Below are 17375 nucleotides of genomic sequence, written 5' to 3'. Positions count from 1 at the left end.
GAGACGGGGCTTTCGCTTGTTCGGAGCACAGCGCCAGAATCCGCGCTGAGTCCCCGTGCAGCTCAAGCGAGACGCCACCGCCGCCATACGGCGCCACCACGGTCGTTTCGATCATCGACCGGATCGCTTCAATCGCTTCCTCCCGCAACTCCGGATCCTCCAGCAGGCTCCCCAGCTCGGCGACGCGCCGGCCATAGACCTCCGCCAGGCCCCAGACCGCCGGACGATCAGCCAGCTCGGATAGCCGGGCGGTCTGGCTTGGTTGGCATGGCTTCAGAAATGAGTTGAACCTCGATGTGAGCTCTCAACAGGTTGTCCATCCGGTCCTCCTCCGAGCGCTCTGAGGCTTCGCAACCTCAGTTTCCTCGCTCGGGACGAGATGGACGACCTGTTGCGAGTTCACATCGAGGCGGCGCTCGCCTTCGCTATTCAGCTCTCGGGGGCAGTGACCGGCCCTGGCTCAGCACCCTCCGAGGCGCCGGCATGGCTGTAGATCGCATCGCGAAGCTGCCGGACCAGACGATTGAGCTCGGCGAGCTGGCCGGGCGTCTGTCCGGATGCCAGGAGCAGATTTTCGTTCAGGCAACCGGCACGAAACCGAAGGCTGTCACCTTCCGGAGTGAGCGCGATGATGACCTGACGCTCGTTCTCGGGATTGCGAGTGCGACGCAGCAGGCGGGCCGCTTCCATCCTCTTTAGCAATGGCGTCAGCGTGCTGGATTCCAGGGCCAGCTGCTGGGCGATGCCGCCGACGGTCTGAGCGTCCTCGCGCCACAGAACGTTGAGCACGAGATACTGCGGATATGTAAGCCCAAGCTGATCGAGAAGTGGCTTATAGGACCGCTGGATCGCGATCTCAGCGGAGTAGATCGAGAAGCAGAGCTGGTCCTCCAGCGGCACTGGCGGAGCGGTGGTGCCTTTGGTCATCGGCGGCCCTTTCGGTGCGGCTCACGGAACCGTGATCTCAACAACATATATCGCGACATCATTCAGATTGACAAGCGCAGCGGCGCCGGCAATAACATTATCGCAACAATAATTATTACGACATGTGAAACTGAGGAACAGTCTCATGATCAAGCCCGTTCGCAACGCTCTGGTCGCTGCAGCTGCCGTCGGCACTGTCGCTCACACCGCTCTCGCCCAGCCTTCGAATGGCCCGCAGCTGTCCGCCGCCCAGTCTGCCAGGAATGTCGTTCTCGTCCATGGGGCGTTTGCAGACGGATCGGGATGGCGGGGCGTCTACGACCTGCTGACGGCTCGCGGCTACCGCGTGACGATCGTCCAGAACCCGCTGACCTCCCTCGAAGACGACGTCGCCGCAACCAAGCGAGCGCTCGACCGGCAGGCCGGGCCTACGATCCTCGTCGGGCACTCCTGGGGCGGCACCGTCATCACCGAAGCCGGCGTCGATCCGAAGGTGGCCGGGCTGGTCTATGTCTCGGCGCTCTCCCCCGATGCCGGCGAGACCACGGCCCAGCAGTATGAAGGCTTTGCGCCCGCGACGGAGTTCGTCCTCGACAAGGCGCCCGATGGCTTCGCCTTCGTCGACCGCGAAAGGTTCAAGGCCGGCTTCGCCCATGATGCCACCGACGCCGATGTCGCCTTCCTGCGCGACTCCCAGGTGCCGATCAACCTGTCTGCCTTCGGCACCAAGCTGAAGAACGCCGCCTGGCGCTCCAAGCCGAGCTGGGCGGTGATCGCCAGCGAGGACAAGGCCTTCGATCAGGCCATGCTGGACCACATGGCCAAGCGCATCGGCGCCAGGGTCACCAAGGTTTCGGCCAGCCACGCACTGTTCATGACCCAGCCGCGGATCATTGCCGATGTGATCGATCAGGCTGCTCGCCAGACCTCTGTCGGCACGAGATAGCCGCTCGGCCACCCCTGCGCAGTCCTGAACCGGCCTTGCGCCGAACTGGAAAGATCAAGCCATGACCAACGCTTCCGTTCCCGGTGATGCCGGGGGCTTCGAACGACGCGCGCGCGAGAACCAGCTCGGGCGCAGCGCCAATCTCGAACCGACCTATGATTTCATCGTCTGCGGTGCCGGCGCAGCTGGATCGGTGATCGCGGGCCGCCTGGCCGAGAACCCGGCCTGCAGCGTCCTGCTGATCGAGGCCGGTCCGACCGACGAGGTGGAATCCGTCATGGATCCCGCATTGTGGCCCACCAATCTTGGGACGGATCGCGACTGGGGATTCCAGGCCGAGCCCAATCCGCATCTCGGAGGCCGGGCGCTGTCCATGTCGATGGGGAAAGGTCTGGGCGGCGGCTCCAGCGTGAACGTCATGGTCTGGGCACGCGGCCACCGCAGTGACTGGGATCACTTTGCCGCCAAGACCGGCGACGATGGCTGGAACTACGGGTCCGTCCTCGACATCTATCGCCGGATCGAGAACTGGCAGGGCAAGCCGGATCCCGCCTACCGGGGCACGTCCGGCCCCGTATGGGTCCAACCCGCAAAAAGCCCGAGCCCCATCGCCAGCGCCCTGCTCGAGGCGGCGGAAGGCCTCGGTATCCCGCGATTCGATCACCCTAACGGTGAGATGATGGAGGGTGTAGGCGGCGTTGCCTATACCGACATGCTGGTCCGCGAAGGGCGGCGGCACTCCCTGTTTCAGGCTTATGTCCGGCCGATTGCCGATCGTTCGAACCTGACGATCCTCACCGGGACGCTGGTTCGCCGGGTCCTGTTCGATGGGCGTCGCGCCACGGGTGTGGAGATCGAACGCGCCGGCACAGTCTCGGCCATCAAGGCTGGGACGGAGGTCGTGATTTCGACCGGAGCGATCAATACGCCGAAGCTGCTCATGCTGTCCGGGCTCGGTGATCGCGAGGAGCTTGAGCGGCTCGGAATTCCCGTCCTGCAGCACCTTCCCGGGGTCGGCCGAAATCTGCAGGATCACGTCTCCTTCGGATGTACGTGGGAATACCGTGAACCGATCGCACCGCGAAACAGTGGCAGCGAGGCGAAACTCTACTGGAAAAGCCGCCCGGATCTGACCGAGCCGGATCTCCTCTTCTGCCAGGTGGAGTTCCCCGTCCCGAGCGAGCGGACAGCCGTGATGGGTGTGCCGGCTCATGGCTGGACGATGTTCGCGGGGCTTGCTCGGCCTTATAGTCGTGGCCGGATCCGCCTGAAGTCCGCCGATCCGGCCGCTATGCCCGTCGTCGATGCCAACATGCTGTCGGACCCGCGGGATCTGGAGGCGGCCCGAGCTTGCGTGAAGCTCTGTCGCGAGATCGGAAGCAGCGACGCCTTCCGCCCCTTCGTCCAGGGAGAGCGCATCCCCGGCGCGAATCGGCCGATCGACGACTCGTTCATTCGTGATGCAGCCGTCACCTACTGGCATCAGTGCGGCACCGCGAAGATGGGCACCGACGATATGGCGGTGGTGGATTCAAGGCTCGCGGTGAATGGCATCAACGGCCTGCGGATTGCAGACGGCTCGGTGCTGCCGCGCGTCACGACCGGCAACACCCAGGCGCCTTGCGCCATTGTCGGCGAGCGAGCGGCCGCCATCATCCGGCGTCAGTACGGGCTATAGCCCTGCCCTCCGGTGATCTCCCGGTGCCGAGGCGCGAGGCCTGCGCCTCGGCACCTGCCACGCAAGGCCGGATCGGACCGCGCATGCGACTGCGTTCGTTGCGCCGAAGATCCGGCTTGCCGACCACGAGGCGCCATCCTGGCACCTTCTTCGTGTACTGCCATGCAATGCAGCGACCTGCGGGCACCGCTTCACAGAAGCGTGAAACGAAAATCGGGACGGAATAGTCTGCGCCTCTCGCACATCTCACTCCCGTAACAGGAGCAGGATATGTCGAGCAGAATCGCAAATGGCCCGAGCCGCCGCGCCGTGATCCAGGCGACCGTTGCCGCTGCGGCGCTTGGAGCCAACCCGGGCCGAGCCCGGACGCCGGCTGCGCAGTCGGGCCCGCGTGCGGGGGACCGTGTCTTCATCACCAACGAGGATTCCAACACGCTGAGTGTCATCGATCCGGTGTCGGATGAGGTGTTGTCGACAGTCAATCTGACCAGCTTCGACGAGGATTCTCGTCCTCCGTTCCGCTTCGTGACCGGCAACGTCACGCCCACACATGGAGAGATGATCCAGAAGCCGCTCTATCACGGCGCGATCTCGATCCATGGCTGTGTACCGTCGCCTGACTCGCGGATCTTCGCGACCGCTGGCCGCGGCACGAGCAATCTCTACCTCGTCGATGCGGTCACGCTGAAGGTCATTGGCAATCAGCCCAACCCGGTGGCCACTCCGACGACGACGCCCGATACCCTGACCTCAGGCATCCTCGTCGGTCGCGAGCCGCACGAGCCCACCTTCACCCGGAACGGCAAGGAGATCTGGGTCGCGCTGCGCGGCGAGAACAGGCTCGCCGTCATCGACGTCCAGCGCGCCCTGGCGGAATCGGCGGGTGAACTGCCGCGCGGGGCGGCGATCCGCCGCTTCATGCCCGTCCTGGCTGGGCCCGCCATGGTCTGGTTCTCGGCCGGCGGCGAGACCGCCTTCGTGATCTCGCAGAAGATGCCGCGCATCGACGTGTTCAGCGTCGGATATGACGCTCAGGGCTTTTCGACGACCGAGCGCAAGGCGACGATCGATACCTCGGCGCAGGATCGCTTCGGCTTCGCGCCGTTCCTGAAGATCAGCCCCGATGGTCGCGAGTTCTGGATCACCCAGAAGCTCGCCGATGGCCTTTCGGTGTACGATGCCGGCGCGGAGCACAAGCTTCTCGACCATCTGCCGCTCGGCGACCGGGCCCGTCCCAACCATGTCGAGTTCGTGCGCAACGAACGCGGCAGCGTCGCTTATGTAACCTTCGGCCGGGTCGACGATGACGGGCCGGAGGGCCGGGCCGCCAGCCGGATCGCCATCATCGACGGGTCTGCGCCGGCCGGCCGGCGTCGTGTCGTCGGCCACTTCTTCAGTCATGGCGGCGAGGCGCACGGCATCTGGACCGACCCGTCCAACAGCAAGCTCTACGTCGCCCACGAACTGGACGAATTGCCCGGTTCCCCCCATGCCGGACAGACGGTCTGCTGTGTGTTCGACGTCGTGGATCCGCTGCGCCCGCGCTTCGTCAAGCAGATCCCGCTCGGGACTCTCGATCTGCCGTCGGGCAAGCTGCGCAACAAGAAGTCGATCAACCTCGTCTATGTGCGCCCCGGCGCACGCAGCGCGACCGCGTGAGAGGAGCAGACGATGGCCTTCTCGCTCGGGACAATCCTGGCGCTGATGACGAATGGGCCGGTGCTCGCCCAGCATCGCGGGCATGCAGCCCATCACGCTCATGGCCCGAAGAGTGGTGCGACTCCCCCGCAGGCGCCGGTCCAGGGCCCGCCGGCAAGCCCGGCTCCGGTCGCGCCGGTCCCGTCTTCCCCGGCGGGCTATGACGGGTTCATCAGGGACATGCATGTCGGCATGGAGAAGATGATGCAGGACATGCACGCCGATCCGCCGTCCGGCAATCCCGACATCGACTTCCTCGTCATGATGGTGCCGCATCACTGGGGTGCCGTCGAAATGGCGCGGCTCGTGCTGCGCGACGGACGCGACCCGCTCGTGCGCGAGATCGCGCAAACCATCCTCGCCGGGCAGCAGACCGAAATGCAGGGCATGCGCGGACGCCTCGAGGCGCTTCGGCGCGGCAGCGACGAATACCCCTCGTTGAGCGGTAACCGGGGCCCCTGATCATGTTAGGCAGCGTCTCCGACCTCGATATCGAGGCCCAGATCCCCGCCTTGAGGCGGTTTGCACGCTCGCTCGCGCGCAACGCCGACGATGCCGACGAACTGGTCCAGGATACGCTGCTGCAAGCCCTCTCGCGTTGGCGCCAACTCCAAAAGCGAGGCAGCGTCAGGGCATGGCTGTTCCAGATCCTGTTCAACCTGCACAGGACGCAAGGGCGTAGCCGCCAGCGTGAATGGGCCCGTTTCACCCATGACGACGGTGCTGACTGCACCGACCCGTCGGGAGACCAGAGCCAGGCTCTCCATCTCGGCGATGCGCTCTCGGCGCTGGTGCGGCTGCCGCAGGCGCAGCGGATCGTGCTCGAACTGGTTGCGGTGGAGGAGATGACCTATGAGGAGGTCGCAAGGGTGACCGACGTGCCGATCGGAACCGTGATGTCTCGCCTGAGCCGGGCTCGCGAGCGCCTGCGCATCGAGCTGGAAGGAGGCAACGTCACTCCTTTCCGGAGAATCAAGTGATGCTGCGCTCGGGGCCGATCGGCGATGACGACATCCAGGCCTTCATCGATGGCCGCCTGGTGCCGGACCGGCAGCGCGAGGTCGAGGCTTTCCTGGCCGCCGAACCGGCACTGCGGCACCGCGTCGAACAACAGCGTGCGGATACCGAGGCTCTGCGAGCTGCGGCGCAGTCGAGGTCGGCCGAACCGATCCCGCCGTCGCTGCGCCTGTCCGAGGTCCGGCGGCGTCGGTCTGCGCTGTACATCGGCCGCTACCAGCAATGGGCCGCCGGGCTGTGCCTCTTTGCCGTCGGCGGTCTGCTGGGCGCTCTCCTGTTTCGGCAGGAGCCGGCCCCGGTCGCTGCGCGACCACCGATGGCGGATGCCGTGGTCGCGTTTCGCGCTTTCGCGGGCCGATCGGTCGATATGGTCGAGTTTCCTGCGACTCAGGCGGCGGCCATGAGGCAGATGGTCTCGCAGCACCTCAGGCATGACATCGTTGTGCCCGATCTTTCGGCTATCGGCTTGGCCTTCCGGGGCGGGCGCCTGCTCGCCAGCGACGAGGGGCCGGGCGGCATGTTCGTTTACGCCGACCCGGTGGGCGAGCCGATCGCGATCTATGTCAAGACGCTCACGAATTCCCGCAAGGCGGAGCTGGGCTCACGGCAGGACGGCGCCATCACGGCCTATTTCTGGTTCACCGGTGAACTGGGCTATGCAGTCCTCGGACCTTCCAAGTCCCCGCTTGCGAAGCGCGCTGCCGAGCAGCTTGCCGCGACGGGAGGAAAGCGAACGGGACTGTAGACTCGGTCAACCGAAGGGACGTCCACTGCACTCTGAATGCTGATGCCTGAGCGCAGGACTTCATCCGCCTCCCCAGTCCGTCGGATGCTGGCCCCGGGCGAGATCCGCCATAATCAGACGTTCGATCCTCGCACCCTCGAATTGACTGACATCACCGTTCGCATCGCGCCATCGCTGGCATGGGATATTAAAGTGGCCATGTCGAAGTCCCTGTCACAGTGCCGCTCCGCGCCTTCGTTCGGGCACCGCAATGGGGCTCACGTCACGGCTGCGCCCGCCGGGGCACGCGGGGCGTAGTGGGCGGCTGCTACCCGGCTCGGCCGGCCCGCGATGTCGAGCATGCTCTCATGTGGCCTGGCCTTTGCGATCACTCGCCCGCCCTTGAGGACGGCGAGCCGTGGCGGTCGCAGGCGAATAGCCTCGATCGGATCGCGCGCATCGAGCAGCACGAGATCGGCCGGCTTGCCGACGGCGATGCCGTAATCCGCCAACCCCATCGCGGCGGCGGCATTGACCGTGACCGCGTCGAAGCACTGCTTCATCGCGGCCAGCGAGGTCATCTGCCCGACATGCACCGCCATATGGGCGGCGTCGAGTGGGTCGGCCGCGCCCAGGGAGTACCAGGGGTCCATCACGCAATCCATGCCGAAGGCGACGTTGACGCCGGCCGCCATCAATTCGGGCACGCGCGTCAGACCGCGGCGTTTCGGGTAGGTGTCGTGCCGGCCCTGGATGCAGATGTTGATCAGCGGGTTTGCGATGGCGTGCAGCTTCGCCTCTGCGATCAGCGGGATCAGTTTCGAGACGTAGTAGTTGTCCATCGAATGCATCGAGGTCAGGTGCGAGCCGGCGACGCGGCCCTGCAGGCCATGCCGCAACGTCTCCTGCACAAGCGTCTCGACATGGCGCGACATCGGATCGTCAGTCTCATCGCAATGCATGTCGACAGGCAGGCCGCGCTCGGCGGCGATGCGGCAAAGCTGGCGCACGGATTCTGCGCCATCGACCATGCTGCGCTCGAAATGCGGGATGCCGCCGACGATGTCGACGCCGAGATCGAGCGCGCGCTTCAGATTGTCGACGGCGCCGGGGCTGCGCAGATAGCCATCCTGCGGGAAGGCGACGAGCTGCAGCGTGATATAGGGCGCTACGCGCTTCTTCACCTCCAGCAAGGCCTCGACGGCCAGCAGCCGATCGTCGCAGATGTCGACATGGCTCCGGATCGCCAGCAGCCCCTGCGAAGCCGCGAGGTCGCAATAGCGTAAGGCACGCTCGATCACGGCTTCATGGGTCAGCAGCGGCTTGAGCTCGCCCCATAATGCGATGCCTTCCAGCAGCGTGCCCGAGCGGTTCAACCGCGGCAGGCCGAGCGAGAGCGTCGCATCCATATGGAAATGCGGGTCGACGAAGGGCGGGCTGACCAGCCGGCCGGCCGCATCGATGGTCTCGCGCGCCTCGATCGCGATGCGCGGCGCGATCTCTACGATAGTCCCATCCGCGATGGCGATGTCGACCGGTGCACCGCCCTCGGGAAGATTGGCCTGGCGAATGAGGAGATCGGGCTGCATGGCAGGTCGTCGCTCGCGAAAGGATCAGCGCTCGCCCTTGATGTAGGGCTTCATCAGGGCGCGCGGATAGTCAGCCTTGCGCGCCACCAGGATCAAGGCCGCGATCGAGAGCAGATAGGGAAGCATCAGGAAGAGTTGGCTCGGCACCAGGCCGCCGGCGAGCGTCTGGAGCCTGAGCTGATAGGCGTCGAAGGCGCCGAAGAGCAGGGCGCCGAGCAGCGCCTTGCCCGGCCGCCAGGAGGCGAAGACGGTAAGCGCGATGCAGACCCAGCCGCGCCCGTTGATCATGCCGAAGAAGAAGGCGTTGAAGGCGGACATGGTCAGGAAAGCGCCGCCCATGGCCATCAGCGCCGAGCCCGCGGCGAGCGCGCCCATCCGCAGCCTGGCGACGGAAAGGCCTTGCGCATCGACGGAAGCGGGGCTGTCGCCGACGGCCCGGATCGCCAGCCCGAGCGGCGTCTTCCCCAGGACGAAGGCGGTGAGCGCGACCGCCGCGAACGCGAGCCATGTCAGCGCCGTCTGCTGCGACAGGGCAGGGCCGACGATCGGCACAGCCTCCAGCCAGGTCAGGCCGAGCGGCTGGAAGGGCTCGATGCGCGGCGGCGTCGTCACAGTCGGAAAGGCGACACGATAACCGAAATAGGAGGCGCTCGTCGCAAACAGCGTGATGCCGATGCCGGCGACGTGCTGCGAGAGGCCGAGAATTACCGTCAGGCAGCCGTGCAGCAGGCCGAGGCACGCCCCTGTGGCAGCCGCGACAGCGACGCCGAGCCACAAGGGCAGGCCGAGATAGACCGCGAGCCAGCCCGCCATCGCCCCGGCTACGAAGATGCCCTCGATTCCGAGGTTGAGGACGCCCGCTCGCTCGCAGATCAACGCGCCGAGCACACCGAAGATCAGCGGCGTCGCGATCCGGATTGCCGCCGCCCAGAAATTGGCCTGCAGCAGGATTTCGAACGCCGCGCTCATGCGATTCCCACCCGTTTCAGGCGATAGCGCAGGAAGAGCGAGCCGACGAGGACCGAGAGCAGTGAAAGCGCCACGACCAGATCGGCGAAATAGTTGGAGACCCCAAGGCTACGGCTCATCGTGTCGGCGCCGACGAAGATGCCGGCGATGAAAATCGCGGCCGGAACCACCGCCAGCGGCTCCAGCGCCGCCAGCATGGCGACGACGATGCCGGCATAGCCGAAGCCGGGCGAGAGGTCGCTGGTGAGATAGCCTTTCAGCCCCGCGACCTCGCCGGAGCCGGCGAGCCCGGCCAGCGCGCCGGAGATGAAGCCGGTTTTCACCAGCGTCGCCGCGACCGGGATGCCGGCGAAGCCGGCGGCGCTGGCATTGCCGCCCACGGCACGCATCTCGAAGCCGAGCACCGTCGCCCGCTGCAGGAAGGCGATGAACAAGGCCGCAAGGAGCGCGACGATCAGCCCGGCATGGAGCCGCATCTGCACGACGAGCTTGGGCAACGCGGCCTCGTCGAGGACCGGAGCCGATTGCGGCCAGCCCATGCCCATCGGATCCTTGAGCGGCCCTTCGAGCATCATCTGCACGAAGAGCAGCACGACGAAATTCAAGAGCAGCGTCGTCACCACCTCGTCGACCGCAAGCTTGGCTTTGAGCAGCGCCGGTCCGAGCATCAGGAGCCCGCCGGCGAGCGCCCCTGCCAGGCAGACCAGCGGCATCATGAGCCAAGGCGGCCCTGCGATGGCGCCCGAGCCGATTGCCACCGCCGCGAGCGCCCCGGCATAGAGCTGCCCCTCCGCGCCGATGTTCCAGAGCCGCGAGCGGAAGGCGACGGCCGCGGCGAGCCCCGTGAGGATCAGCGGCGTCGCCCGCGTCAGCGTCTCGGTCAGCGCGAAGACGGAGCCGGCAGCGCCAGCCACCAGCAGGCCGATCGCGCGGCCGGCCGGAGCCCCGGTCAGCGCCAGGACGATGATCGACAGCAGCAACGCGGCCAGCGCCGAGGCGATGGGGATTACGATTCTGAGCAGTGGCGAGGGCTGCGTGCGCGGCTCGAAGCGGATCATGCCAGCGCTCCGAAGGCGGATGACGCTTCCCCCGCCATGGCAAGCCCGATCTCGGCCGTGCTCAACCCGGACGCATCGGCCGCCGGCGTCAGCCGCCCGCCATGGATCACCGCGATGCGATGGCTCAACGCGAAAAGCTCGTCGAGATCTTCCGAGATCAGCAGAACGGCCGCACCCGCCCCGGCGGCCTCGCGCAATCGGCGGTGAACGCTGACCGTCGCACCGACATCCAGCCCCCGCGTCGGCTGGCTGGCGAGAATGAGGTGGGGGCTGCCCGCCAGCGCCCGCGCCAATAGCAGCTTCTGGATATTGCCGCCGGAGAGCAGCCTCAGCGGCGCATCGGGGCCGGGACAGCGAATGTCATAGGAGGCGATCGCATCTTGCGCTGCCGCACGGATCGCCTTCGGCCGCAACAGCCCAAGGCGGCTGAACGGCATCCCGCCGCGCCGCTCGATCACGAGGTTCTCCGAGACCGTCATATCTCCGACCATCCCATCGCGATGGCGGTCCTCGGCGAGCCGCCCGACTCCGTCGCGGCGCCGCTCGGCCGGGCTCGCCGCACCCTGTCGGCCCAATACCGTGATTGTGCCGCTCTCCGGCCTGAGCAGGCCTGCGACCAGCCCGGCGAGGCTCGACTGACCATTGCCGGACACGCCTGCGATGCCGAGGATCTCGCCCTGCCGCAAGGTGAGCGTCGCGTCGATCAACCGCGTGCGGCCCGAGCCGGCCGAGACGCGCATGAGCTCGAGCGCAATGGAGCCGGGATGTGCTGGTGCGGGTCGCTCGACCTCGACCTCCTCGCCGACCATCAGCTTCGCGATCAGCGCGCGGTCGGCGCCGGCTGTCGGCCGGTCGGCGACTTTGCGGCCAGCGCGCAGCACGACGAGCCGCTGCGACAAGGCCAGCACCTCGTCGAGTTTGTGGCTGATGAAGACGATGCCCAAGCCCGAAGCGGCCAGGGCCCGCAGCGCCACGAAGAGGCCTTCGGCCTCCTGCGGGGTCAGGACCGCCGTCGGCTCGTCGAGTACGAGGATGCGGGTGCGCCGTGAGAGCGCCTTGAGAATCTCGATGCGCTGGCGCTCGCCGACGCCGAGCTCCGCGACCCGGATGTCGAGTCGGGCGCAAAGCCCCGTGCGCGCCATCAGGGCGTCGACGGTACGGCGCATGGCGCGGCGCCCATGCGCCAGTCCCAACAACGGTTCGAGCCCGAGCACGATGTTCTCGAACCCGGTCAGGTTCTCGGCCAGGGTGAAATGCTGGTGGACCATGCCGATGCCGGCGTCGAGCGCCGCCTGAGGCGAGCCCTGCGGCAGTGGCTTGAGTTCGCCTTCGGGCGTAGCGACCAGCACCTCGCCCTCATCGGCCAGATAGTGGCCGAACAGGATATTCATCAGCGTCGTCTTGCCCGCGCCGTTCTCGCCGAGCAGCGCGACGATCTCACCCCTGTGCAGGGTGAGATCGACCGCGCAGTTGGCCGTCAGCGCGCCGAAGCGCTTGGTGATGCCGCGCAGCGCCAGCACGGGCGCGGCGGCTAGGCCCGCGACGTTCAAGCGGTCGACTTCGGCTCGGCGTCGTTGACATTCACACGGAAGCCGCCGTCGAGAATGTCCTTCTCCTTCGCCTTCACAATGTCGATGACCTCTTGCGGCACCAGCTTGGGTTCGAGCGGGGAGAGGCTCGCGCCGCCATGGGCCATGTAGCTGTAGACGCCGTAATCGGCGGGTTCGTAAGTGCCCGTCGCAACGTTCTTGATGACCCGGTCGATGGTCGGTTCCATGTGCCAGAGTGCCGAGGCCAGGATGACGCCGGGATATTGGGCAGCGGTATCAATGACGTTGCCGATCGCCTTGACGCCGCGTTCCTTGGCCGCGTCGGTGACGCCGAAGCGCTCGGCGTAGAGAACATCCGCCTTCTTGTCGATCATGGCGAAGGCGGCTTCCTTGGCCTTGGGCGGATCGTACCAGGAGTTGATGAAGGTCACGAGGAACTTGGCCTGCGGATTGACCGAGAGCGCGCCCTCCATGAAGGCGTTCATCAGCCGGTTGACCTCGGGGATCGCATAGCCGCCGACGAGGCCGATGACGTTTGATTTGGTCGCCTTGCCTGCCACCATGCCGGTCAGGAAGGAGGGTTCGTGGATGAAGTTGTCGAAGACCGAGAAATTCGGCTTCGAGGGCTGGAACGAAGAGCCCATCAGATAGGCGGTCTTGGGGAAGTCGGTCGCAACCTTGCGCGCCGCGCGCTCGACGCCGAAGACCTCGCCGACGACGAGATCGGCGCCCTCGGTCGAATATTGGCGCATGACGCGCTCGTAGTCGGTATTGGCGACGTTTTCGGAGAATTTGTAGGTGATGTCGCCGCGATCCCTGGCAGCGTTGAGCGCTTTGTGGATGCGCGAGACCCATTGCTGCTCGACCGGGACCGTATAGATCGCGGCTACGCTCAGTGGTCTCTTGCCCTGAGCGAAGCTGCCGGACGCCAGCGCCGTCGAAGCGATACCCACACCCATTCCGAGCACACAGCGCCGGTTCACGATCAGCACCATCGGTCTCCTCCCCAAAACATGTTCGTCACGAGCTTAGGCTTACGCGGAAGGCTGAGCAAAAGGTGTGCCAGCGCGCTCGGTAAACTGACTGGATCCGGCTCTAGCGGCTTGGTCACAGGACTGGCGACCGGTGATCCACCCGCGGTACGTTACCCGCCGCGCCAGCGCCGTTGAAGATCGGTCTGCTTGGGAAGGAGCAAAGCATCACCGACCCCAATGCCAAGTGCCGATCAGATGTCCCGCCCTTGCTTCGTCATCCCAGTCCCCGCTCAGCCCTTGAGTCCGGCCTCCGAGAACGAAGCAAAGGAAAGCGCCTCGCTGGCCTCACATAACGACGCCGGAGACGCTCACTGCGCGCAGAGGTCGACAGCGGCTTTCACCGCGACGGCATATCCCCTGGACCCCAGGCCGGCGATGATCGCTGTGGCGGCGAGCGAGACATAGGAGTTGTGATAATGCGCCTCGCGCAGGTGGATGTTGGAGATGTGCAGCTCGATGATCGGGCCGGGAAACATCTTCAGCGCATCGAGGATGGCGATGGAGGTGCGGCGGCTGTCTGGTCTAGACGGCTTTGGCCGTGCCGCTTTCTCGGCGAGGAGCCGCAAGCCGATTTCGCGGCAGGAGCGGAACCTTCTCGCAAATGCTCCCGGTGGTTTCAGGCCCCCGCAACCAAATCAATGCGTCGGCTCCCGACATGCAAAACCGCCCTCGCGGGCGGTTTTTCGTTTCCACGGCGCCCAAGGCCGGATGACGCGATCGGCTGCCGTCCTCGCGGATCAGGCCGTCGGCTCCTCGGCGAAGCGTCGGCCGGCCCCGATCTCGCGGCCGGGAATCGAGGCGAGCAATTCCCTGGTATAGGGATGCTGCGGCGCGCCGAAGACGGCGCCGATCGGCCCGGCCTCCACCACCTCGCCACGCTGCATCACCGCCACGAGATCGCAGACCTGCGCCGCCACCCGCAGATCATGGGTGATGAAGACGATCGACAGGCCGAGGCGCTCGCGCAGTTCCGCCAGCAGCTTCAGCACCTGCGCCTGCACCGACACGTCGAGCGCCGAGACCGGTTCGTCGGCGACCAGAACCTCCGGCTCGAGCGCCAGCGCCCGGGCGAGACCGATGCGCTGGCGCTGGCCGCCCGAGAATTCGTGCGGATAGCGCTCGGTCGCGGCCGGGTCGAGGCCGACCAGGCCGAACAATTCCCTGGCGCGCGCCAGGGCCTGCGGCCGCGCCATGCCGTGAACGACCAGCCCCTGCGCCACCGCCTCGCCGGCCTTGCGACGCGGGTTCAGCGAGGCGAACGGATCCTGGAACACCATCTGGATACGGCGCGTCGCCGCCCGCATCTCCTCGCGGCTCAAACCGGCGAGATCGACGCCGTTCAGGCGGATCTCGCCGCTCTCCGGATCGATCAGGCGCACCAGGCAGCGGGCCAGCGTCGACTTGCCCGAGCCGGATTCGCCGACGATGCCGAGCGTCGCGCCCCTGGGCAGCACCAGCGAGACATCCCTGACGGCATGGGTGACGCGCTTGCCGCGACCGAGGAAGCCGCCGGTGCGGTAGGTCTTCGAGACATGCGCGAGGGCGAGGATCGGCTCGCCGGAGAGCTGTCGCGGCGGCGGCGCCTCGAGCGGCGGCACCGCGGCGATGAGCTGCCTGGTATAGGCGTGCCGGGGCTCGCCGAGCACGGCCGCGGTCGCACCCGCCTCGACGACCCGACCCTCTCGCATCACGGCGACCCGGTCGGCGATCTCGGCGACCACGCCGAAATCATGGGTGATGAACAGGACGGCCGTGCCCTTGCGGCGCTGCAGGTCGCGGATGAGCTTCAGGATCTGCGCCTGGGTGGTGACGTCGAGCGCCGTGGTCGGCTCGTCGGCGATCAGGACCTTCGGATCGAGCGCCAGGGCCATGGCGATCATGGCGCGTTGGCGCTGGCCGCCCGAGAGCTCGTGCGGATAGGCCCTGAAGGCGAGCGCCGGATCGGGAATGCGGACTTCCTCGAGCAGGGCGAGCGTGCGGGCCGCGATCTCTGCGGCCGGCAAGTCGGTGTGCAGCTCGAACATCTCGCCGATCTGGTCGCCGATGGTGCGCAGCGGGTTGAGCGCGGTCATCGGCTCCTGGAAGATCATGGCGATGCCGGCGCCGCGCACCTCGCGCATCTGCGCCTCGCCGAGCCTGCAGAGGTCGCGCCCCTCGAACAGGATGCGACCGCCGTCGATGGCGACGCCGCCGGGCAGGAGCCGCATGATGGCGTTGGCGGTCATCGACTTGCCGGAGCCGGACTCGCCGACGACGCAGAGGATCTCGTTCGCTGCCAGCGAGAGCGAGACATTGGCCATGGCGTGCGAGCGGTCGCCGCCGGCCGGCAGCCGCACGCTGACGTCGTCGAGGACGAGGATCGGGCTCATCGGCGCTTCAATCTCGGGTTGAGGGCGTCGTTGAGGCCCTGTCCGACCAGCGAGACCGCGAGCACGGTGATCAGGATGGCGATGCCGGGAATGGCCGAGACATACCATTGCACGCGCAGCACGTCGCGGCCGGCGCCGATCAGGTTGCCCCAGGAGGCGACGTTGGGATCGGAGAGCTTGAGGAAGGCGAGCGCGCTCTCCAGCAGGATCGCGATCGCCATCACGACGCTGGCATAGACGATCACGGGCGGCAGCGCGTTCGGCAGGATCTCGCCGAAGATCAGCCTGGCATCCCTGAGGCCGAGCGTGCGGCCCGCCTGCACGAATTCGCGATTGCGCAGGGAGAGGAACTCGGCCCGCGTCAGCCGGGCCGAGGCCGGCCAGGAGACGATGCCGATGGCGATCGTCACGGTGGTGAGGGTCGAGCCGAAGACGGCGACCAGCACCAGCAGCAGCAGGAAATTCGGCAGGGTCTGGAAGGCCTCTGTGACGCGCATCAGCGCGGTGTCGACGAAAGCGCCATAATAGCCGGCGAAGGCGCCGATGGTGATGCCGATCATAATCGAGATCGCGGTCGCGACCCCGCCGATCAGCAGCGAGATGCGCGCGCCATGGAAAATCTGGGCGGCGATGTCGCGGCCGGAATTGTCGGTGCCGAGCAGGAAGCGCGGATTGCTGAACGGCCAGATCAGCGGCCGCCCGGCGAGCGCCAGCGGGTCGCGCGGATAGAACAGGTCGGCGGTCGCGGCCATGGCGAGCACGAGGACGAGCAGCAGGAGCCCGATGACGGCAGCCGGACTGCGCAGATAGCGTTTCACCAGATCCATGGCTCAGCTCCCCGCCGTGATGCGCGGGTCGAGCCGGGCATAGAGCAGGTCGACGATGAAGTTGACCGCGATCACCAGCAGCGCCGAGACGAAGATGATGCCGAGCAAGGTGTTGAGGTCGCGCTGGATCACCGATTCATAGGCGAGGCGCCCGAGGCCGGGCAGCGAGAACACGCTCTCGACCACGACCGAGCCGCCGAGCATGGTGCCGGCCTGCAGGCCGATCAGGGTCACCATCGGCAGCAGCGCGTTGCGCAGCACATGGCGGACCACGACGCGCGTCTCGTCCATGCCCTTCGAACGGGCGGTGCGGACGAAATCGAGGTTGAGCACCTCGAGCATCGAGCCGCGCATGATGCGCAGATAGATCGCCATGTAGAACAGGCCGAGCGTCAGCGTCGGCAGGATCAGGTGCAGGGCGATGTCGAGGGTCCGCCGCAAGCCGGTATAGCTCACGGTGATGTCCTCGAAGCCGCCCGCCGGCAGCCATTGCAGATAGATCGAGAAGACGACGATCGCCATAAGCCCGAACCAGAAGGTCGGCATCGCGTAGAACATCAGGCCGAGTGTGGAGATCAGCGTATCCGGCCATTTGTTGACGCCGCGCGCCGCGACGACGCCGAGGAGCAGGCCGAAGAAGAAGGCGAAGGAGAGCGAGGCGGTCATCAAGAGGATGGTCGCCGGCAGCCGCTCGGCGATCACCGTCGCGACCGGCTTGCCGTAGATGGCGGAGAAGCCGAGATCGAGCCTGACCAGCCGCCAGAGATAATTGCCGAGCTGGGCCCAGACCGAGAGGTCGAGCCCGTAGAATTCGCGCAGCTGGCGGGCGGTGGCGGCATCGCCGCCGCCCATCTGCGCCATCAGCGCGTCGACCGTGTCGCCGGGCGCGAGCTGCAGCAGCAGGAAGACCCCGACCAGGATCAGGATCAGGGTCGGGATCGAGGCGGCGAGACGCCGCCCCGCGAGAGTCAGGACACGCATGGGAACTG

The 17375-nt window shown here is 66.7% G+C and carries 15 protein-coding genes and 1 pseudogene; 6 read left to right on the top strand and 10 right to left on the bottom strand.

Features of this window, described 5'->3' with window-relative positions:
* Nucleotides 1–429: 429 nt before the first annotated feature.
* Nucleotides 430–927, bottom strand: a complete 498-nt coding sequence (locus tag CS1GBM4_RS02700) for a MarR family transcriptional regulator (protein WP_186417148.1) — start codon at nt 925–927, stop codon at nt 430–432.
* A 145-nt stretch (nt 928–1072) separates the two neighbouring features.
* On the opposite strand from CS1GBM4_RS02700, the gene CS1GBM4_RS02695 reads away from it, so the two are divergent.
* The 6 genes from CS1GBM4_RS02695 (at nt 1073) to CS1GBM4_RS02670 (ending at nt 7011) form a co-directional block, all read left to right on the top strand.
* Nucleotides 1073–1873 (top strand): alpha/beta fold hydrolase, encoded by an 801-nt coding sequence (locus CS1GBM4_RS02695; protein WP_186417147.1) that lies wholly within the window; start codon nt 1073–1075, stop codon nt 1871–1873.
* Between the two features lie 61 nt (nt 1874–1934).
* Nucleotides 1935–3551 (top strand): GMC family oxidoreductase N-terminal domain-containing protein, encoded by a 1617-nt coding sequence (locus CS1GBM4_RS02690; RefSeq protein ID WP_186417146.1) that lies wholly within the window; start codon nt 1935–1937, stop codon nt 3549–3551.
* 270 nt (nt 3552–3821) lie between these two features.
* Complete coding sequence (locus CS1GBM4_RS02685; protein WP_186417145.1) at nt 3822–5210, top strand: YncE family protein; 1389 nt, start codon at nt 3822–3824, stop codon at nt 5208–5210.
* A 12-nt stretch (nt 5211–5222) separates the two neighbouring features.
* Complete coding sequence (locus CS1GBM4_RS24500) at nt 5223–5711, top strand: DUF305 domain-containing protein (RefSeq protein WP_244607009.1); 489 nt, start codon at nt 5223–5225, stop codon at nt 5709–5711.
* Between the two features lie 2 nt (nt 5712–5713).
* Nucleotides 5714–6229 (top strand): sigma-70 family RNA polymerase sigma factor, encoded by a 516-nt coding sequence (locus CS1GBM4_RS02675; protein WP_186417144.1) that lies wholly within the window; start codon nt 5714–5716, stop codon nt 6227–6229.
* Entirely contained in the window at nt 6226–7011 is a 786-nt protein-coding gene (locus tag CS1GBM4_RS02670; RefSeq protein ID WP_186417143.1) for an anti-sigma factor, read from the top strand. Before CS1GBM4_RS02675 ends, CS1GBM4_RS02670 begins: the two co-directional genes overlap by 4 nt.
* A gap of 257 nt (nt 7012–7268) precedes the next feature.
* Here the strand turns inward: CS1GBM4_RS02670 and CS1GBM4_RS02665 are convergent, their stop codons facing one another.
* The 9 genes and pseudogenes from CS1GBM4_RS02665 to CS1GBM4_RS02625 form a co-directional block, all read right to left on the bottom strand.
* Nucleotides 7269–8579: an amidohydrolase family protein gene (locus tag CS1GBM4_RS02665; RefSeq protein WP_186417142.1), complete on the bottom strand. Its 1311-nt coding sequence runs from the start codon at nt 8577–8579 to the stop codon at nt 7269–7271.
* Nucleotides 8580–8603: 24 nt separating this feature from the next.
* The gene (locus CS1GBM4_RS02660) at nt 8604–9548 is read right to left on the bottom strand and encodes an ABC transporter permease (RefSeq protein ID WP_186417141.1); all 945 of its coding nucleotides are present in this window, start codon (nt 9546–9548) and stop codon (nt 8604–8606) included.
* Entirely contained in the window at nt 9545–10606 is a 1062-nt protein-coding gene (locus CS1GBM4_RS02655) for an ABC transporter permease (protein WP_186417140.1), read from the bottom strand. The genes CS1GBM4_RS02660 and CS1GBM4_RS02655 overlap by 4 nt, the downstream gene beginning before the upstream one ends.
* Nucleotides 10603–12156, bottom strand: a complete 1554-nt coding sequence (locus CS1GBM4_RS02650) for an ABC transporter ATP-binding protein (RefSeq protein WP_244607008.1) — start codon at nt 12154–12156, stop codon at nt 10603–10605. Before CS1GBM4_RS02650 ends, CS1GBM4_RS02655 begins: the two co-directional genes overlap by 4 nt.
* Entirely contained in the window at nt 12153–13115 is a 963-nt protein-coding gene (locus CS1GBM4_RS02645; protein WP_244607010.1) for a BMP family protein, read from the bottom strand. Before CS1GBM4_RS02645 ends, CS1GBM4_RS02650 begins: the two co-directional genes overlap by 4 nt.
* Before the next feature lie 383 nt (nt 13116–13498).
* Nucleotides 13499–13696, bottom strand: a pseudogene (locus tag CS1GBM4_RS02640) (type II 3-dehydroquinate dehydratase); the annotation flags it as partial.
* Between the two features lie 231 nt (nt 13697–13927).
* Nucleotides 13928–15559 carry an ABC transporter ATP-binding protein gene (locus CS1GBM4_RS02635; protein ID WP_186417138.1) on the bottom strand — a complete coding sequence of 544 codons (1632 nt, stop codon included), beginning with the start codon at nt 15557–15559 and terminating at the stop codon, nt 13928–13930.
* A complete protein-coding gene (locus tag CS1GBM4_RS02630) occupies nt 15556–16386 on the bottom strand; it encodes an ABC transporter permease (protein ID WP_186417137.1) in 831 nt (276 codons plus the stop codon). The genes CS1GBM4_RS02635 and CS1GBM4_RS02630 overlap by 4 nt, the downstream gene beginning before the upstream one ends.
* Before the next feature lie 3 nt (nt 16387–16389).
* On the bottom strand, nt 16390–17367 hold the full coding sequence (locus tag CS1GBM4_RS02625; RefSeq protein WP_186417136.1) for an ABC transporter permease: 978 nt from the start codon (nt 17365–17367) through the stop codon (nt 16390–16392).
* Nucleotides 17368–17375: the final 8 nt, after the last annotated feature.

The sequence above is a fragment of the Allobosea sp. CS1GBMeth4 genome, assembly GCF_900185715.1.
GTDB lineage: Bacteria > Pseudomonadota > Alphaproteobacteria > Rhizobiales > Beijerinckiaceae > Allobosea.
This window is presented reverse-complemented; position numbering and strand designations above follow the sequence as displayed.